The following is a 19347-nucleotide window of genomic DNA, read 5'->3' as shown; positions in this document are numbered from 1 at the left end:
CGAATCTATGAGCCTTACCCGCCCAACTTCCGCTGAGCAGGCGTCCCTGCCTGATCCGTTGGGCTTGACATCTGGCGAGTTCCTCGCTCGGGTGCCAGGGCTGGGCCATGAACAGGCAAGGGCCCTGTATCGGTCAATCTATCGGGAGGGGCGCACGGGTGTCATCGCGGTGGGTGGGCAGCCCCGCGCCACTGTATCCGTCGGCGACATCGGGCGGATCATGGAGGAAGAAACACCAGAAGGGCGGACCACCAAATTTCTGACCCGCGTTCGAGGCCTCCCAAACGACGCCAACAAAGCTTCTTTCGGGCTCGACACCCTCTGGGCCGAATCGGTCATCATTCCGATGATCGGTCGGCTGGGAAAGCGGACCCACACGCTGTGCGTCTCGAGCCAGGTCGGTTGCGCGATGGGATGTACTTTCTGCGAGACAGCCCAGATGGGGCGTGTACGCAGTCTCTCGGCCTCAGAAATCGTGGCACAGTGGTTCACCGCAACGCACCTGATCGGGCACCTCGAAGGGGGCCGAATCAATAACCTCGTGTTCATGGGTATGGGCGAACCGCTCGACAACTTCGACGCGGTAGCGCAGGCGATTCGGGTGCTGTGCGATCACAACGGCCCGGCACTGGGCGCAAGCAATATCACGGTCTCGACCGTCGGACGCATCGATGGACTCGCCCAACTCGCTGGCCTGACGCGCGAGGAGGGTTACCGCCGGCTCGGGCTTGCGGTGAGCATCAACGCCCCCAACGACGAGATACGATCGCAACTCATGCCCATCAACCGGGCGATGCCGATGAGTGATCTGCGCGATGCACTCCTTCGTTTTCCTATGCGCGCCAGCGGCAAGATCTGCTTCGAGTACGTACTCATCCCCGGCGTCAATGATGCCGACGAGCACGCTGCTCAACTCGCAGACTATCTCGCACCCTTCGGCAAGGCTCCGGGCCGAAGCGTCCCGATCGGGCTTGTGAACCTGATTCCATACAACCCCCGCCGCAACTCGCCGTGGCCTGCGCCGGAGGAATCGGACGTCGAGCGCTTCATGGGCGCTCTCGTGCGCTATGGTGTGTACGTCAAGCGTCGCCGCACGAAAGGGCGCGACATGATGGGCGCATGCGGACAACTCGGCTCGGCCGAGATCAGGCGCCGACGCCTTGTCAATCTGACCATTGATGACTCGGGTTCAACACGAGTGTCATCGGCCGAACCAATGTTGCATGAACGCCGGAGATCTGGACTTGAACATCCATGTTGATCGAGGCGGCCTGAACATCGGCACACTACGGGCCGAAACCCTGGTCGCCCGTGTCGGGTCGCCGATCGTGATCTACGACGTGGACACCATGGTCGAGCGCTTCTATGCGTTTGCCGAAGCGTTTTCCGAACTTCGGGCGATGGTGAGTTTTGATGTCGATGCCATTCCAAACACACATGTCCTTCATCACCTGGCCAAGCGTGGCGCGGGGCTGAGCATTCGATCTGGCACCGATCTGGAGCGCGCGTGGCTGAGTGGCGTGCCCATGACGCGGGTTGTCTATGCCGGTCTTGGGCGAAGCGACGATGATGTTCGTGCTGCCCTCGACGGGCTCTACAGCCCGATGTTTCAGTCCGGCCGGCTGGTCGAAGGTCGCCCGCCATATTACCGCGGACCAATCGGGTGGTTCAGCGTCGAAACAGGCACAGAACTTCGGCAGATTTCTCGCATTGCCAACGGAGTACGCATCGCATGCAACGCAATCTGCGCCGTTGACGTCGGCGGGACCGGCCATGGATCGTGGGGCATTTCTGCCGAGCACGCGCTCGAGCTCTTCGATGAGTTCGGCAATGAGTCGCGCCTTCGCCTGCGAGGATTGCACATGCACGCTGGCGAGCAAGCCAGAACTGTCGACAGTTTCGTCGCATGCGTCGAGCGCTTCGTGCGCCTGGCTGATCAGCTCATGAAGCGCAACCACCCGATCACGCTGCTCAATCTTGGGGGTGGGTTCGCAAGCAACGAAGTGGACCAGGACGCGCCAACCCCGGCTGAGTATGCCGGCGCGGTCGCTGCGCTGCTTCTGCCGCTGGTCGAAGCGGGTGCAAAAGTTGTCATCGAGCCCGGTTGGTCGCTCTGCGCTGGTTCCTGCGCAGCCATCTCGCGCGTGCTCGGGGTTCGCCAGGGCGTTGCAGCGCGCCGAGTCGTGTGTGATGGCGTTCCCTGCGTCGCGATCGCACGGTCCAGCGCAGTTCGACCAATCGTCGCACCTTCTGACCCAGACGCGACACCACGAGACGCTGGCCAGATCGACGGTGCGCTGGAGCACAGTGTGCGAGCGAATCCCGGCGACCTCATCGCCTGGCCCGCCGGTGGCTACCGCGCCCGGCACAGCGGACACTCAGCCTGCGAAATTCTCCTCAGCGCCGGAAAGTCCCGCATCATCCTCCCAAGAAGAGGAGTCTCCGATGCGCTCGTGCCCGAACTCGAATCGCAGGAGGTCATACTGTGACACGCGGGCAAGCCCGACATCCCCGCTCGATGGTCGCTCTCGGCGTGCTGACTGCATATGCGCTGCTCCTGCTCGCCTCACACATCGTTCAACACATCAATCGCTCGCGGGACGACCAGCCTCTACCCATCGAGCGCAGCATCGAAATCCCGATGGTCACGCGCGAGGGGCCAAGCCCGAACGAGCGCCTTCTGCTCGGCTACGCCGATGTCGGCCTGCCGGCGCATGCTGACGACGCGCCAATCGTGCTGCTCCACGGCTCTCCGGGACGAGCCCTCGACTTCATGTTGCTTCAGGATGAATCGGGCCAGACGTTCGTTGACCATCTCGCCAAGGCCGGTCGGCGCGTCATCGCCATCGATCTGCCCGGATTTGGTCGATCAGAACGCTGGGTGCCCGACTACTCATTCGAGGCCTCGGCCTTTGCCGTCATCGAACTCCTCAATGCGCTCGGCCTTGATCGGGTGCATCTCGTGTGCTGGTCGAACAGCGGCGGAGTCGGGCTGCATGTCAGCGATGTCGCACGCGATCGCGTCGCATCGCTCACGCTGCTTGCCTCGATCGGCGCCCAGGAAACGGAAGGCTCCGGCAGTTACTGGTTTGAACAGGGCAAATATCTGCTCGGCGTCCCCGTTGTCGTGGCGTTGCCCGAGTTGATCCCACACTTCGGCTCGCTTGGAACAACCGAGTTTCGGCACACTTTTATCCGCAGTTTTCTTGACTCGGACCAAAGACCCCTCGAAAACGTCATGCGACGCTTGCAAGTGCCGACCTTGATTCTGCATGGACGCCACGACCCGCTCGTCCCCGACTGGGCAGCCGAATATCACCACTCGCTGATCTCGACCAGCAGGCTCGTCATGCTCGATGCGAGCCACTTTCTCCCGATGCTCCAGCCTCAACAAAGTGCAGCGTTCATACTCGAACACGCCAATCGGCACGATGTGCTCGGCGTTCCGCCATTGACGCTCTACGATGACCTCGCGCCAACCGCAGACATCGCCGGGCCAATCGGATGGATCGAGCACGCTGGTGTTGTTGTTCGCTGGACTGCGTGGTGGGTGCTCACGCCACTGCTTGCCATTTTTGCCTGGCGCAGGCCTGATACTGCGACGCTGCTCGCTGCGTTCTTTGTCGCATCAGGGAATCTCGATTTTGGCGTCGCCTTCGTTGGTCTGTTCCTCGGACAGATCACCGATCGTGTCCTGGGTGCGCGCCAAACTCGATCCGCGCGTTCCGTGCTCAGTGCTGTCTTGTGGGTGCCGTTCGCCTTGTCTCTCGCGTCGATCGTTGCAGCCCTGATCGATGGCCCCGCCGGCGCGTGGGATGGGTGGGCGTTTGTTCCGCTTTTCTGTGTGAGTGTGATCGGGCTGCGATCATTGAGGCTCGGATTGACCTGGGTCGGTCGGCGCCGCATCGCCGCAACAGTGACACGAGCGTTGCATCACGAATGGTGGCCATCGAGCGTGTACTATGCCTCGGTTCTTCCGAATCTCGCCCGAGAAGCCTGGCGTTCCCGATCGGTGCTGGCTTTTGCCGCTGCAAACCCGGGTATCGAGAACGGAGGCGGGTTCGTCGGCGAATCCAAGTCAGCGATCATCGCCCAGTTCCATCCCCAGGAGACGCGCGTGCTGCCAGCGGTGCGCATTGCCGACTGCGATGATCGGTACACGCGCGCCCTGCTTGCACTCGAAGGCACTCCGGCACTCGGTGGCTTCCCCGTCGTTGTCAAACCGGATAGCGGCCAAAGAGGAATCGGCGTTGCGCTTGCGCACGATCCCATTGAGCTGGAAGCAGCCATTCATTCCATTCCCGGAGCGATCATGCTCCAGCGCTTCCATCCAGGTCCGCACGAATGCAGCGTCTTCTGGATGCGCAGGTCCGCCGCCGAGGATCCAACCCCCATCGACCAGCGCGATGGCTTCATCTACTCCATCACGCGCAAAGTCTTCCAGCGTCTCGAAGGTGATGGCCACAGTACCGTCGCACAACTCATCTGGTCTCATCCGCGATTTTGCTGCCAGGCCTCACTGTTTCTTGATCGATTCCGCGACCAGCTCGATCGCGTGCTCGCCCCCGCAGAAACTCTCGCACTTTCGTTCGCCGGAAATCATGCGCAAGGAACCATGTTCATGGATGGCGAGGATCTCAAGTCACCCGCACTCGAGGCTGCAATCAACGACATCGCCCGCAACTTCCACAACGCCGGATTCGACTACGGCCGATTCGACCTGCGCTTCGAATGCGAAGACCTGCTGCACGCCGGACAAGGCTTTGCCATCATCGAAGCAAACGGCACCACCAGCGAATCAACCAACATGTACGACCCCTCTCGATCGTTCGCTTGGGCACGACGTGTCATGCTCGGACACTGGCAGAGGCTCTACGCCCTTGGTGCCGAGCGACATCGGCTCGGCTATCGAACGCTCACCCTCGGGGAATTTCTGCGACTGCTTCTTATGCCGTCAGGCGGCAAACGCCGAGAGGAATGATTCAAACTGGGCCGACTGGTCCTCGGCTGAAGACTCGAGCGCGAACGCATCGAGCACCGATTGTGAAGACATCAGCGATCGGTTGAAGAACTGACTTGTCAGCCTCTCGCCAGATGCGCTGCACAGAAAGACCACAAAAGCGTCGTTCTCTTCCGGGACCAGTTCGATGCGACGCCCTCCGAGGACGAACTCGATTGGGACGTTTGCGTCCGGTGACTCCAGGGTGTGGCCGATCGTGCGCTCGATCGCAAGCACAAGCTGGCCTTGCACCTGGTCGAGCAGCGAGTTGATGTCATTCATCTGGGTCGCCAGATCCGAGAACACAGCGAACGTCGCTTCGTACTCCCGCACACTGCGCTTGATCATCTCCGACAACTCTGACGCATCAAGGTCGAACAGCCGATTGGCGATCAGTGGCAGCGGAGCAGCGCCCTGCGGCGTGCTGTTCTCAGGATCAAGTTTGATCGCACTGACGTAAAACGCGATCCGATGCAGCTGATGAATATCCTCAGAGCGCGCTGTATTCCCCGGATTGGTCCGCTGCCACTCCAGGGGTCGCAGAAGCAGATCCGGAAGTTTCCAGTGCCGGCCCAGCGCTGCAATCACATCAACGCTCGTGAAGGGAAGCGTCTCGAACTCTTCAGTAAAGCGCTTCGGCGGAAGAGGATTGGCCTCAAGGTAGTGCAGGTAGTGGTTCCCAACAAGCTCGAGCATCAATGGCGTGCCGGCGTCGAGCAGAAGACCGATCACGAACGCTTCAGCTGCGCGAGCAGGCACAAGCTTGCGAGCCAGAACCGTCGCGAGACACGCTCGATAGATCGATTGCGTCCAAACCAGGCGCGACAGTTGCGACGAAGCATCATGAGATGCCGCCCGGCTCACATAAAAGCCCAGTGCCAGCGACTTGAGCCTTTCGAGCCCCAGCAGCACACACGCGCGATCAACGCTCGTCACCGGCTGGCGCTGGGCAAAAAATGCCGAGTTGGACATCTTGAGCAGCCGCCCTGACAGCGCCGGATCCGACGACACAATACGGGCGTAATCGCTCGCCCCAGCATCTGCATTTGAAACGATCTCCAGGATCTTGGCAGCAACCTCCGGCTGCGTTCGGATGCCGATGCGCTCGAGCCGACGTTCGATCTCGCAGTAGAGACCAGGAACCTCCGATGCAGCCAATTCCCTTCTGATCTTGGACACTCAGTCACCTCTCACTAGTCGCTGGCAGAGCAACACATCGCCTCTGTCACTTCGACAATCAGAAGGTGAATCTCAAGTACAAGCGGTCAATTCCCCACAATAAATTTCGAGCCCGAATTGCCGATCTCATCAGACCCCCGGTTCAGGGTTGAAGGCGGGTGCTCCTCCATGGTCCGCAAACAACCTCCCCTTCCTTCTTTACGACATCTCGTTCCCACAACGCTCGGTCGTGTACCCGGCTCGCCGCGCCGGCCCAGATTTCGACCGCGCTCGCCCAAAGCCGATAACCTCCCCAGTGCGGCGGACGCGGGATCTCGGCATCATTCCCCTGAAGCACCAACCCCGGAAGCGAGAGCCCCAGCTGGCCGATCGTCTCCATCACGCGATCAAGCATCTGCACCCGCGACGCGATGGGCGTTGATTGTGCGCTGGCCCACGCACCTATGCGGCTCTCCCACCGCCTCGAACGAAAATAGGCATCGCTCTCCGAGTCGGGAGCATGCACCACCGGGCCTTCGATGCGGATCTGTCGATCCAGAGCGTCCCAATGAAAACACGCCGCCGCGCGTGGGTTGGCTTCGAGCTCAAGCCCTTTGCGACTTTGACGATTGGTATAGAAAGCCACCCACCCCGGATCGGGGCGGATCTCCTTGCAAAGCACCATGCGCACACTTGGGAACCCCGAAGCAGCAGCTGTCGCCAGTGCAATCGCGTTCGGATTCGGCTGGGTCTTGCGCTCGTGCGCTTCATTGAGCCACGCAACGACGGTTGGCATTGGGTCGTGTGGGAGTTGGTCGGGGAGCGGGCTCGGGCCACTGAATAAATCGACAATTGAACGCTTCATGGCGGATGGTAGATGGCACGTTGAGATGTTGTCTCAGAACGCCAGCGCCTACGGTCGGACGGGAGAATGCGCACACGATGGAGCGAGCCAACCAGCGAAACAACCGGTCCACATCCATTACCGAGCAATCGCTGGGAAAGCTTTTTGACAAGCTCCCGCCTCATTCGATCGAGGCGGAGATGTCGCTCCTGGGATCGATGCTGCTCGATCCGCAGATGATTGCGGACGTGCTGCCGATTGTGAGCAAGCGCGAACAGTTCTACAAAGAAGCGCATGGTGCGATTTTCGAAGCGATCGTCTCGGTGTACGACCAGCACCACTCGGGCGATCTTGTCCAGATTGCCGAGTGCCTGCGCGGGAAGGACCAACTCGAACTCATCGGCGGGGCGGAATATCTGGTCGACCTGGCCGAAGCAGTCCCTTCCGCGATCAACGCCCCTCACTATGCGCGCATTGTCGCGGACCGCGCGAGATTGCGCAAACTGATCGACGCTGCGGGCACGATCCTGTACGACGCGTATCACGCGGGGCAGGACAGTGAAGGCTCAAAGCAGGTGATTGACCAGGCAGAAATGTCGATTTTCGACATTGCCCAGGAAGAACAGGTCGGCGAGCCCGAGCGCTTGAAGGATCTGCTCCAGCAGCAGATCGAACTGATCGAACAGGCCGAGGGGCGCGGCATCAGTGGCATGGCAACCGGATTCGATGATCTCGACAAGTTGCTCAGTGGCCTCCAGCCCGGCGAAATGCTCATCCTCGCTGCGCGGCCGAGCATGGGCAAGACGGCGCTCGCGCTCAATCTCGCGGAACAGGTCGCCTTCGGCGGCTGCACGCCCTGGAGCCCATCAAAGGGTGCCAAGCACGTTCCGGTCGGGATCTTCAGCCTCGAAATGTCTCGTGGTTCGCTGGCTCAGCGTCTGCTCAGCGCGCGATCGGGCATCGACGCACACAAGTTGCGGACCGGCTCGCTGACGATGGACGAGTGGCAGAAACTCAGCGATGCTGCGGGCGAGTTGTACGAAGTTCCGATCTATATCGACGACACGCCGGGCATGACCGTGCTGAACCTGCGCGCCCGCGCGCGGCGGATGGTTGCCAAGCACGGCGTGCGCGTGATTTTCGTCGACTACCTTCAGTTGCTCACAGCGCCCGGAGCCGCACGCGAAAGCCGGCAGGTTGAAGTCTCGACCATCAGCCGGCAGATCAAGGCCCTGGCGCGCGAACTGCACATTCCTGTGGTGACACTGGCCCAGCTCAACCGCGGAGCCGAGCAGCGCGAGCGGAACCGACCGCGCATGAGCGACCTGCGCGAGTCGGGCTCGATTGAACAGGACGCGGACGTCGTGATGCTTCTGCACCGCGAGGCCTATTACCACAAGGACGACGAGGACTGGACCAACGACCCGGCCAACGAAGAACTCCTGCACCTGTCGGAAGTCATCATCGCCAAGCAGCGTAACGGCCCGACCGGGGTCGTGAAACTCACATGGGACGACACCACGACGCGCTTCAAGAACTATGACTGGCGCCACGCCGGGGGCTACGGCGGTGGGTACACGGACTACTCATCGCCCAGCAAAGCCGCAGAAAGCAAGCCCCCGCGCCAGTCGTTCGCGCCGGGGCCCCAGGCCGGGCCGATCGAAGATCATCGCGACGGTGGCGGGCCCGATGCGGACTTCGATGATGAGCCGCCGTTCTGATACGGATCCATCCTCGACCCGTCGCTCCCGGCGTTTGTGCCTGGAGCGCTTGCGTGGTAGGCTACTGGAACGATTCGGGAAGTCTGCATGCAGGTTCGACTCAACATCGATCGACTCAAGACTCGCATCAAGCCCCACGCGCCGCTGCGCTGGCACCTGTGGCGTGAGTGGTGCTTTGTGCGGACGGTCATTCACACGCTTCGGTATCGGATTCTGATTCTTGTTCTTGTGCTGGCGGCCGGCGGGTTGTTGTTCCGCATGCTTCAGCCCGAGGCGGGATTGTCGCCGCTCGAAGCGACCTATTACTCGTGGAGCCTGCTCTTCGGCGAGCCGCCACAGGAGTTTCCGAGCAGTTCGGTGCTGGCTGTGCTGTTCTTCCTGTTTCCCGCGCTGGGGCTGACGGTTGTGCTTGAAGGAATGATCGAACTGGCGCTGATGCTGCGCGATCGGCGCCGGAATGAAAGGGAATGGTGTCGGGCGATGTGCAAAGCGATGGAAGATCACGTCGTGCTCGTCGGACTTGGGCGGCTGGGCTATCGCACGTTTCTGCTGCTGCGCAAGCTCGGGGTGCAAGTCGTGGTCATTGAGCGTGATGAAAAGAACCAGTTTCTCGAAGACGTCCGTCGCGACGGCTCGCCCCTGATGATCGGTGATGCGCGGCGCGAGTCGATCCTCGAAGAAGCAAACATCAAACAGGCCCGAAGCCTCATTCTGGCCACAACCAACGATCTTGCGAATCTGGAGATTGCCCTTGATGCGCGCAAGTTCGCGCCCACTGTGCGAGTCGTGATGCGGATGTTCGACCAGAACATGGCCGACAAGGTGGCAGAGGGATTCGATATTCGCCCCGCCATGTCGCAATCAGCCATCAGCGCGCCCGCGTTTGCCACCGCCGCGATCGAGCCTGATGTCATCAACAGCGTGGTGGTCGATGACCGCCTGATCGTCATGAAGCGGTGGAAAGTAACGGCTGGCGGCCCGGTTGCCGGCCTGAGCGTCGGCGCGCTGCTCGACACGCACGAGGTCGCGGTCGTTGAACACGCGCCTGAGCGCGGCGGGCGAAAGCTCTTTCCCGCAACCGATACCAGACTCCAGCCCGGAGACGAGATCGTCATCCAGGGCCCGTTCGATGAACTCTTGAAACTGCGGATGACAAGCCAGAAGCCAAGGGGATCCTGAGGCATCAGGACGCGCGAGGCTGGGCGTTTCTACGATGGAGGCATGATCGAGACCATCACTCTGGCCATCGTGCTCGCTGCATCGAGCCTTCAACCCACCTCAAACGCTCCGACCGCTGAGCCCGCCAATGGGGTTCGTCACGCCGAGCCGATGCGCTTCGCGATGACCGGCGCCACGATCCACGCTCGCCCCGGCGAAGTCATCACCGGCTCGACACTCTTCATCGAGCAAGGCCGCATCAAGACCATCAGTGTCGAACCCGATGCCGCGGCGCTCGCGACCAGTGGCTGGCAGGTCGTTGATCTGTCCGGGCTGCATATCTACCCGGGCCTGATCGAGCCGTTCTTCGAAGTGGACGCGGGCACGCTCGCAGAGGGGCGCGCCGGACGGCACTGGAGCACTCTGGTCATACCCGAGCGCAGCGTGATTGATGGTCCCGGGCTCGATGCCGCCGCGCGGCGCACTCTGCGAAACAACGGATTCGTGTCTGCGGCGCTGAGCCCCAGGGGCGGCATCTTCCGCGGCCGAGGCGCCGTCGTGAGCACGGCCGACGCCCCCGCCGACACCAGCAAGGACCGCCCCACAACCTACGCCGCCAATGTGTTTCAGATGGTTGCTTTCGAGACAACGCGCGGCGAACGCGCGTACCCCACGTCACACATGGGTGCTGTCGCACTCGTGCGGCAGGTGTTGCTCGATGCCGAGCATCAACACGCGCAGTCCGCCAGCACGCCAGCGGGTTTTCTCGATTCGCTCAAGCCTGAGGCGACGCCGCTGTGGTTTGACACGAACGTCGAACTCGAAGCCCTGCTCGCCGGGACCATCAGCCGCGAGTTCGGGCTCGACGTTGCCAGGACTGTCATCATCGGAAGCGGGACTGAATTCCGCCGGCTCGACGCGATCGCGGCTGACGGGCACACGATGATCGTGCCGCTGCGATTCCCGGCGGCTCCGGATGTGTCAAGCGTCTCGGCGGCCGAGGGCATCGATCTTTCAGACCTCATGCACTGGGAACAGGCACCGACGAACCCGAGGCGTCTGGCCGACGCGGGGGTCACCGTCGCGTTGACCAGCAGCAAACTGCCCGAGGGTCAGAAGTTTCGCGACAACGTCCGCCGCGCGATCGAAGCCGGGCTCTCCGAAGACCGGGCGCTGGCGATGCTGACCACGATCCCCGCTGCGATTCTCGGCGTGGACGATCGCCTGGGCACACTCGAAGCCGGAAAGCTGGCGAGTCTTGTGGTGACTGACGGCCGCCTGTTCGATGAGAAAACCAGAATCCTCAGCGTCTGGGTTGAAGGTCACTCCCACCACATTGCCGACCGCAAGCAGGACGTGCTCGATGGCATGTGGAACATTCGTACCGGTGATGGGTTCGAAATGCAGATGATCGTCAAGGGCACAACCATCGAGATGATCGAGGGCGATGCTCGCAACAAGGCCCGCAAGGTCGTCATCGACCTTCCCGCGATCAGCTTCCTCATTGACGACGAGGACGACGATCAGGTGACCTATGTTGTGTCCGGCGTGCTTGTCGGCGATCGGCTTGCTGGCACCGGGATCGCTCCTTTTGGTCAGACCTTTCAGTGGACGGCGATGCGCACCGAGCAGGCCGCCCCCGTCGAGGCGGGCGAGGCGGCACCGGCCGAGAGCGACAAGCAAGCAACCGAGCCGTCGGGTGCACCTCGCACACGCGCCGCGAAGAAGCCGGAGATCCATCGCGCGCCGGACGACCTAGGCGGCGTTCCGTTCGGGCCCTACGCAATGCCCGAAGCGCCTGCCCAACAAACCATCGTTCTTCACAACGCAACGATCTGGACCCAGGGCCCCGACGGCATCATCGAAAATGGGCACATGATTGTCTCTGACGGGCGCATCGTCGCGGTTGGCGCGGGCGGGCTCGAAGCCATCAGTCTTCCCGCAGGCACCGCTTCGCTCGACGCGGGCGGACGACACATCACGCCCGGCCTGATTGACGCCCACAGCCACACCGGGCTGTTCCGACTCGGAGTCAATGAAGCAGGGCAGGCGGTGACGGCTGAATGTCGCATCGGCGACGCGCTCGACCCCGGCAACATCAACTGGTATCGCCAGCTCGCCGGCGGGGTCACCACCGCCAATCTGCTCCACGGCTCGGCCAACCCCATCGGCGGGCAGAGCCAGATCGTCAAAGTGCGCTGGGGCGCGCTGCGCCCGCAGGATATGTTTTTCGAAGATGCAAAACCCGGCATCAAGTTCGCGCTCGGCGAAAACGTCAAGCAGTCCAACTGGGGAGACCGCTTCACCACACGCTACCCGCAGACGCGCATGGGCGTCGAGACCATCATTCGTGATCGGTTCTTCGCCGCTCAGGAGTACGCAGCAGCCCCGGCCCGATATCAGCAGCAGATCGACCGCATCCGCATGCTGCGCATCCCGGTCGAAGAGCAGGACCGGCGCATCGCAGCCCTGCCCCGTCCGCGCCGGGATCTCGAGCTCGAGACGCTCGCCGAGATTCTCGCGGGCGAGCGGCTTGTGCACTGCCACAGTTATCGCCAGGATGAGATTCTGATGTTGTGTCGCGTGGCCGAGGAGTTCGGATTCACCGTCGGCACCTTCCAGCACGGGCTGGAAGTCTACAAGGTGGCCGAGGCCGTGCGCCAGCACGCGATCGGCGCCAGCCTCTTCAGCGACTGGTGGGCCTACAAGGTCGAGGTGCAGGATGCGATTCCCTACGCTGGACCGCTTCAAACCCGCGTCGGTGTGCTGACCAGTTACAACTCCGACTCCGACGAACTCGCACGCCGGATGAACGGCGAGGCCGCCAAGGCTGTCAAGTATGGCGACGGACACATCGCGCCCCACGACGCGCTGGCGTTCGTCACCATCAACCCCGCGATCCAGCTCGGCATCGCCGACCGCGTCGGGTCGCTCGAAGCCGGCAAGGACGCGGACTTTGTCATCTGGTCCGGGAGCCCGCTCTCAAGTCTCTCGCGCTGCGAAGCCACCTGGATCGACGGCCGCGAGTATTACTCGCTCGAGCGCGATCGCCAGCACCGCGAGCGCATCCGCGCCGAGCGCCACCGCCTCCTCCAGCTTGCCCTCGAAGCGCCCAGGCCCAGAGCAAGCGACCACAAAGAGAGGGACAACGAGGGGGACAAAGAGAAGGACAACGAACAGCACAAAGATTCCGATCAACCCACCGGTGAACCCGAACTGTGCGCGCACGACGAGCACACCCACGACCTGGGCGACCTGATCGATCGCGCCCGCCGAGGCATCCTCTCGCACAACAACGAGTGCGGCTGCGACCTGATCGATCACGAAGCGAGGCTGATTCATCTGCTCGATCAATAAACGCAACGCAAGCCCAGGACGCCGGATCGTTGGGCTCACACCCTTCCTGCCCCCTCGCGCAAGCCTCCGCAGCCCGAAGGTCCGGGCCACCGCAAAGCAGCGGACGAAGAACACTGAAGTCGAAAACGACTTCAGTGGCACGGATGCAGGGACTTTGATGCTGCCCTGCCCACCCCCGCCAATTAGGGGATATTTACATAATTGCGCTGTACAATCGCACGCGAAGGGTTTGCGCATGCCTGAGTAATTTTCGATGAGGTACTACCGCCGGGGATACCGACGCCGCCGTTACCGTGCCTCGCCGCGGGGTGGTTTCACGCCTTCGCACCGTATGCAAGTTTCTCGCCTGTACGGTGGAATCGATCACGACGTGCGCCGCATGTTCTTTGCGATGGATAGCTTCACGCTCAAAATGGTGTTCAACCGCTACGAGAAAGAGTACGGGTCGGGTAAGCGCAAGTATGCTGAAATGACATTCGAGGAGTGGCGGTCTGGCAGGGTCCAAATGGGCGGCGAAATCAGTGATCGGTTAGTGCGCATCGTCCCGGCTTTCCTGACCTTCGACCAGAAATACGAACTGATCGAGAAACTGTGGTTCAAGTTCCGATCGAAGACGACGCTCGACGTCACAATCTCGCCCGAAGGCGGGCTTGACGCAGCCATCGAAGCGGTCATGGCCGCGATTGACGCAGTTGGAGAACAGGAGATTCCGCCCTCCGTCGCGGACCGGCTTGAATGGCTGGCCGCGGACGACGGAGTTGCCGCGCAAGCGCTTCTGGAACAAATCGACAAGCGGAAAGGCGAGATTGCAGTCCAGACACTTGAATCCGAATTGAGGCAGTTGCTTTCGATTGCCGAAATGCACCAGGACAAGTCGGTTTCGGGCACACGGACGGTCCGTCTGCCCGCGGCGACCGTGTATATTCATGTCAGCCAGCACGCCCCCCCGACTGCAAGGAGATCTGCAATGAGCAACGGCCAAGTTCCCCCAGAAGGCGAGAAGCCCGGCCAACTCGCGCGTCCGCAGGGCAACCATCCAACACGGGACTTGGCTCCAATTCAGAACCCCAACGACTTGCTTGGAGAAGCTCTGCGCCGTATGTCGCCCCAGAAACAAGAGGAGATCGTCAGTAAGGCTACCGACGAGGCGCTACGACTTCAGGTGAAACAACAAGAGGGCAAGATTGACCATGAGATGGCATCGAGCAAAGTAGACAGTGCTGCCGAAGCCGCGAATAGACTCGGGCACGCCGGGACTGAGTTTGAGGTTAAGGCAGAGCACCGATCAGAGCACGGCTCGGTCCAGGTTACGGTCAGGAGCAAGAAAAGGTCTCTCTCGCAACAAGTCGGAGGGTGCTTCGTCGCAACTGCCTGTTACGGCGACGAGTTCCATCCAACTGTTGTGGTGCTGCGTGAATTCCGAGATACCTGCTTGCGCGTGCGGCCGTCGGGTCGAGCCTTTGTCGCGTGGTACTACCGCAATAGCCGGCCGTACGCGAGGATGATCGAGGACCGAGCCGTGCTTCGCCTGGCTACACGCCTGTTCTTCGCTCCACTAGTCGCGTTTGCGAAACTAGCGATCTGGCTTGACACCACGCATCACGTTCAAGGCGACGACCAAATGCCACGTTGAGCGGCGCGGGCTTCGCCCTCGGCCGCCGAAAAGTCATTGGCAAAACGATTACTCCCGTACTTCGTCACATGGGCGGTCCAACCTCGCCGAACCATTTCGACGTTTACGTTTTGACCGTCCACGATCAAGTACGCCAGTACGCGCCCGTACTTGTCGCGTTCTAATTTCCCTGGCGTCTCATATTCGAGAGTGATGGGGCTGTTGGCCACAAGTTCCCTGAGAGCGTTCCCGGCCTCTGAATACCAACGCTGTCCGCGTTCGGGAGTGTCGATCGCCAACAATCGGATCCTTTCCTCAAGCCCTGTGCCGCCCACACCTGACACCACGAGCGTGTCCCCGTCAATGACTTGGATCGCCGCGATCCTGCTTATATTCAGGGCCGGGGACGATTGTGCCACAGTCGACGGATTACCGCTGCTTCGTCCGCCCGTCGCCCAAATCCCAACCCCGATAAGCCCGATCGAAGTGGCAACGGCGATCACCACACTCGCGACCCATCGAGGGATCGGAGCCAATCGCGGCGAGATACGAGCAACTAAGGGAGGTGGAGCGTTCCGCACCGTGACGTAGATGGAACCGTGCTGTGACCGATGTTCCGTTCGGATCTCAACGTCCGTACTGGTGCTCCCCAGCCGGTGCACCGCATCGGCGACAGCTTCAACTTTTGACGCGACCATGTCTCGATCTACGGCCCCTTCGCTTTGCTTCACACCGAGCCGTATCGCTTCGTCTGCCGCCTTGGAGAAAATGGACTCCTGTTGGCGCGCATTCATGAGCCGGAGTGCTTCCCCAAGCAGATCCTCCGGGTTTTGAATTGGATTGGTCGGAGCACTTGAACCCGGCGTGGAATGATCAAAGTCGTTCGGTGGCCAATCGCCGCCCGAAGTTCCCTTGTCATCGTTCATTGAGTCGCTCCAGTAGATGAGGATAAGACTATACGTTGTGAGGCGAAGCGTCGCCGGCAGGCGGCATGCTTACACCGTCTTCGTAGCGAGCGTGAAAGGGCACCGTCTTCGCCCGGTGGCAGGGTGGCATCAAAGTTCAGTTCCCCCGTGCCATCGAAGTCGGCTCTGCGACTTCGATGCCGAGCGTCGAGACGCTCCCGACTCTGGCACCGAGGACGATGCCAAGCCATCGACCCCGCTGGTTCACTGCCAGATGCCTAGTGCCTAGTGCCCAGTGCCTCTCCCCTCTCGATCACTCTTATCACACCCGAACACGCCCGCTGCGGGTCGTGCGGGACATCGGACGCTGGATGGCGTGACGGACCGCGGGTCCGTGGCGTTTATCTGCGCGCCGGGGCGGTTTGAGGCTGTTCTTGCGCGATTTGTGGCTGCAGAAGAGCGATCTTCTAAAGCACAAGAGCGACATTCCAAAGTAGAAGAGCGACATTCCAGAGTAGAAGAGCGATCTTCCAGAGCCGAAGAGCGACATTCCAGGGCACAAGATCGATCTTCGGGAGCCAAAAAGCGACCTGCGGGCCCGAACAAACCTGCCCACACGATCCGAACTCACCCCCGCCGAGCGCGCGGGAACGGGCGGGGCCCGGCCTCAGGCCACCGTCACGCCCGCATCGAGGTAGACATCCTGGATCGCGTGGAGCAGGGCGGCCCCGTCCTTCATCGGGCGCTGGAACGCCTTGCGCCCCGAGATCAGGCCCATGCCGCCCGCGCGCTTGTTGATGACCGCGGTCTTGACCGCGTCGACCAGATCGCTGGCCCCCTTGCTCTCGCCGCCCGAGTTGATCAGCGGCACGCGGCCCATGTAGTTGTTGATGACCTGATAGCGGCACAGGTCGATCGGGTGCCCGCCGCCGCCGCTTTCATCCGAGCCCGAGAGTTTCGTGTAGACCTCGGTGCGGAACTTGCCGTACGACGAGTTGCCGGCGTTGAGGGCCTTGTACCCGCCGTTGTTGGTCGGGAGTTTCTGCTTGATGATGTCGGCCTGGATCGTCGCGCCGAGGTGGTTGGCCTGTCCGGAAAGATCGGCCGAGGCGTGGTAGTCGGTGCTGCCGACCTTGAACGCGTCGCTGCGCGTGTAGCACCAGAGCACCGTCACCATGCCGTAGTCGTGGGCCTCGGCGAACATCTCGGCCACTTCCTGAATCTGCCGCCGCGACTCGGGCGAGCCGAAGTAGATCGTCGCGCCCACCGCGACCGCGCCCATCTCGAAGCACTGGCGGATGGTGCCGTAGGGCGTCTGGTCGTAGGTGTTGGGGAACGAGAGCATCTCGTTGTGGTTGAACTTGACCAGGAAGGGAATCTTGTGGGCGTACCTGCGCGCGACCGCGCCGAGCACGCCGAACGTGCTGGCCACCGCGTTGCACCCGCCCTCGATCGCCAGGTCGCAGATCTTCGCGGGGTCGAAGTACTCGGGGTTGGGCGCAAAGCTCGCGCCGCCCGAATGCTCGACGCCCTGATCGACGGGCAAAATCGAGACATAGCCCGTGCCCGCGAGGCGCCCGGAGTTCATCAGCAGCGCAAAGTTGCGCAGCACATTGTTGTTGCGGTCCGTGGCCGCGAAGCAGCGATCGACAAAGTCCGGCCCCGGCAGGTGCAGGCTCGAACGGCTGATGGTCTTGCTCTCGTAGCCGAGCAGGGCGGTGCCGTCGGCACCGAGCACGTCACGGACGTTGATCGTCAGGTTGGGCATAGGAAAGTCCTTCGGTGGGTTGCGGGGTTGCGAACGGTCGATTCTAGCAGGGGTTGTCGCGGGTTCCGGCGCCAGCGTTCATATCATTGACCCATGCTCGAACTCGGCGTCAACATCGACCATGTCGCAACCGTGCGCAACGCCCGCTACCCAGCGCAACCGGACTTCGGCGAGCCCGACCCGGTGCGGGCCGCCCACGAGGCCGAACTCGGCGGTGCCGACGGCATCACCATCCACCTCCGCGAAGACCGCAGGCACATTGTCGATCGCGATGTCGAACTGCTGCGGCGGCTCGTGCGCGTGCGCCTCAACCTCGAAATGGCCGCGACTGACGAGATGGTCGCGGTCGCTGCCCGCCTGACCCCCGACACCGCCATGCTCGTGCCCGAAGGCCGCAACGAGGTGACGACCGAAGGCGGACTCGATGTCGCGCGCGAGGCGGCGCGCCTGCGCGACGTGGTCGGTCGGCTCCACGATGCCGGGCTGATCGTCAGCGCGTTCGTCGATGCTGAACCCATGCAGATCGAAGCCGCAGCCAAAGTCGGCTTTGATGTCTGCGAGATTCACACCGGGCCCTACGCCCACGTCTTTGCCGAATGGGGGGGCGATCTGCGGCGGGCCGAACTGCGCACCGAGATCGAACGCATCGCAACCTCCGGACAACTGGCCCGCGAACAGGGCATGCGCTTCAACGCAGGCCACGCGCTCAACTATCACAACGTCGGGCACATCGCCGCCCTGCCGGGTGTGAGCGAACTGCACATCGGTCATGCGATCATCAGCCGGGCGGTGTTCGTCGGCCTGCGCGAGGCCGTCAGGCAGATGAAGGCGGCCATGATCACCGGCCGCGCCGCCAGCAACCCCGCTGGCAGCCCTCACTGACCGACGTAGAACACAAAGTCAGCGCGCCCCCGATCGTCATCCGCGATCTCCACCTCGCTCGACGCCACCATGCTCAGCGTGACGATCCGTGCATCGGGCACCCGGTGGCGGAGAAACTCGACCGTGCCGCCGTCAAAATCGGAATGAAAGCGCCCGATGACGAGCAGTGCGGGCTGCGCACCGGCCATGAGCGCGCGGGCGGTCGAGTCGGCCATCGTCGCGTCCCACATCTGCTGCGAGCGATACATCTTTTCGATCATCGCTGCGGGCATGCCGCCGCCCTCGCCAGCTGGACCGTGCGACATACCGCCCATGAGGCCGAAAAAATCATCGCGGTACTTGCCCGTCACGAGCACATCGGGCACAACGAAGAGGCGTTGCTGCTCGCTGCCGAGCGAAACAAGGTTCTCATAGCCGCCGGCCGTTGTCCGCCGCACATACCTCCGCGGGGCGTTGGCCGCGATGACCGGCGCGCCGACGGCGCGAGCGGTTTCGACCATACGCGAGTGCCCGGCCGGGTAGTTGCTGCTCGTGCGTCCCGCCGCTTTGAGAAATGCGTCGGTATCCGTCACGCCCGAGAGATAGTCATCCAGAGCCACCTGCTGATCGCGCTCGAAGAACTCGAGGAGCAAAGCCGCAGACGAACTGGCAACCGCTTCCCACACATCCGCCGCCGCGGCAAGCCCCATCGCGTGGCCGTGCGTCTCGCCGATGATGATCGCGCCAGCGTCGCGCACGCCCGCAATCATCGCGTCCCAATCGACAGGCGCGCCGCCACGATCGAAAATCCGTACCGACTCGCGCGGCACAAGCGGGGCAACGACCACGTCCGCCTCTGTCCGCTTCGCGCCAGCACATCCGCCCAGTAGCCCCGCGAGCATCACACACAACATCATCGCCTTCACGTTACTAGCCAGCACAACTCCACCTCCGGTTGCTTCCC

13 protein-coding genes are annotated in these 19347 nt (G+C 62.2%); 8 read left to right on the top strand and 5 right to left on the bottom strand.

Features of this window, described 5'->3' with window-relative positions; translation table 11 throughout:
• Window positions 1–7: 7 nt before the first annotated feature.
• The 3 genes from KF757_01070 to KF757_01060 are packed head-to-tail and all read left to right on the top strand — an operon-like array spanning window position 8 to window position 4981.
• A complete protein-coding gene (locus KF757_01070) occupies window positions 8–1261 on the top strand; it encodes a 23S rRNA (adenine(2503)-C(2))-methyltransferase RlmN (GenBank protein ID MBX3321558.1) in 1254 nt (417 codons plus the stop codon).
• Window positions 1245–2489 (top strand): hypothetical protein, encoded by a 1245-nt coding sequence (locus KF757_01065; protein ID MBX3321557.1) that lies wholly within the window; start codon window positions 1245–1247, stop codon window positions 2487–2489. Before KF757_01070 ends, KF757_01065 begins: the two co-directional genes overlap by 17 nt.
• Window positions 2486–4981 (top strand): alpha/beta fold hydrolase, encoded by a 2496-nt coding sequence (locus KF757_01060; GenBank protein MBX3321556.1) that lies wholly within the window; start codon window positions 2486–2488, stop codon window positions 4979–4981. The genes KF757_01065 and KF757_01060 overlap by 4 nt, the downstream gene beginning before the upstream one ends.
• Here KF757_01060 and KF757_01055 read toward each other — a convergent pair.
• Entirely contained in the window at window positions 4955–6178 is a 1224-nt protein-coding gene (locus KF757_01055) for an HDOD domain-containing protein (GenBank protein ID MBX3321555.1), read from the bottom strand. The two genes, KF757_01060 and KF757_01055, sit on opposite strands and share 27 nt — an antisense overlap.
• Before the next feature lie 142 nt (window positions 6179–6320).
• Window positions 6321–7022, bottom strand: a complete 702-nt coding sequence (pdxH, locus tag KF757_01050; protein ID MBX3321554.1) for a pyridoxamine 5'-phosphate oxidase — start codon at window positions 7020–7022, stop codon at window positions 6321–6323.
• A gap of 179 nt (window positions 7023–7201) precedes the next feature.
• Here pdxH and dnaB point away from each other — a divergent pair, with 179 nt between their 5' ends.
• The 4 genes from dnaB to KF757_01030 all read left to right on the top strand — a co-directional run bounded on the left by dnaB (window position 7202) and on the right by KF757_01030 (window position 14870).
• The gene (gene dnaB, locus KF757_01045; protein MBX3321553.1) at window positions 7202–8722 is read left to right on the top strand and encodes a replicative DNA helicase; all 1521 of its coding nucleotides are present in this window, start codon (window positions 7202–7204) and stop codon (window positions 8720–8722) included.
• A gap of 87 nt (window positions 8723–8809) precedes the next feature.
• Complete coding sequence (locus tag KF757_01040; GenBank protein MBX3321552.1) at window positions 8810–9901, top strand: potassium channel protein; 1092 nt, start codon at window positions 8810–8812, stop codon at window positions 9899–9901.
• A 42-nt stretch (window positions 9902–9943) separates the two neighbouring features.
• Window positions 9944–13237 carry an amidohydrolase family protein gene (locus KF757_01035; protein ID MBX3321551.1) on the top strand — a complete coding sequence of 1098 codons (3294 nt, stop codon included), beginning with the start codon at window positions 9944–9946 and terminating at the stop codon, window positions 13235–13237.
• 370 nt (window positions 13238–13607) lie between these two features.
• Window positions 13608–14870, top strand: coding sequence for a hypothetical protein (locus tag KF757_01030; GenBank protein MBX3321550.1), 1263 nt, complete (start codon window positions 13608–13610; stop codon window positions 14868–14870).
• On the opposite strand, the gene KF757_01025 is transcribed toward KF757_01030, so the two are convergent.
• Window positions 14843–15775: a thermonuclease family protein gene (locus KF757_01025; protein MBX3321549.1), complete on the bottom strand. Its 933-nt coding sequence runs from the start codon at window positions 15773–15775 to the stop codon at window positions 14843–14845. The genes KF757_01030 and KF757_01025 overlap by 28 nt on opposite strands.
• A 646-nt stretch (window positions 15776–16421) precedes the next feature.
• Window positions 16422–17522: a class I fructose-bisphosphate aldolase gene (locus KF757_01020; protein MBX3321548.1), complete on the bottom strand. Its 1101-nt coding sequence runs from the start codon at window positions 17520–17522 to the stop codon at window positions 16422–16424.
• Window positions 17523–17615: 93 nt separating this feature from the next.
• Between KF757_01020 and KF757_01015 the strand changes: the two genes are divergently transcribed.
• A complete protein-coding gene (locus KF757_01015; GenBank protein MBX3321547.1) occupies window positions 17616–18404 on the top strand; it encodes a pyridoxine 5'-phosphate synthase in 789 nt (262 codons plus the stop codon).
• Here KF757_01015 and KF757_01010 read toward each other — a convergent pair.
• Window positions 18398–19309 carry a ChaN family lipoprotein gene (locus KF757_01010; GenBank protein ID MBX3321546.1) on the bottom strand — a complete coding sequence of 304 codons (912 nt, stop codon included), beginning with the start codon at window positions 19307–19309 and terminating at the stop codon, window positions 18398–18400. The two genes, KF757_01015 and KF757_01010, sit on opposite strands and share 7 nt — an antisense overlap.
• Window positions 19310–19347 lie beyond the last annotated feature (38 nt).

The organism is Phycisphaeraceae bacterium, from assembly GCA_019636795.1.
In the GTDB taxonomy this organism is placed as follows: domain Bacteria; phylum Planctomycetota; class Phycisphaerae; order Phycisphaerales; family UBA1924; genus JAHBWW01.
Note: the sequence above shows the minus strand (reverse complement) of the source record. Positions and strands in the feature narration are given on the sequence as shown.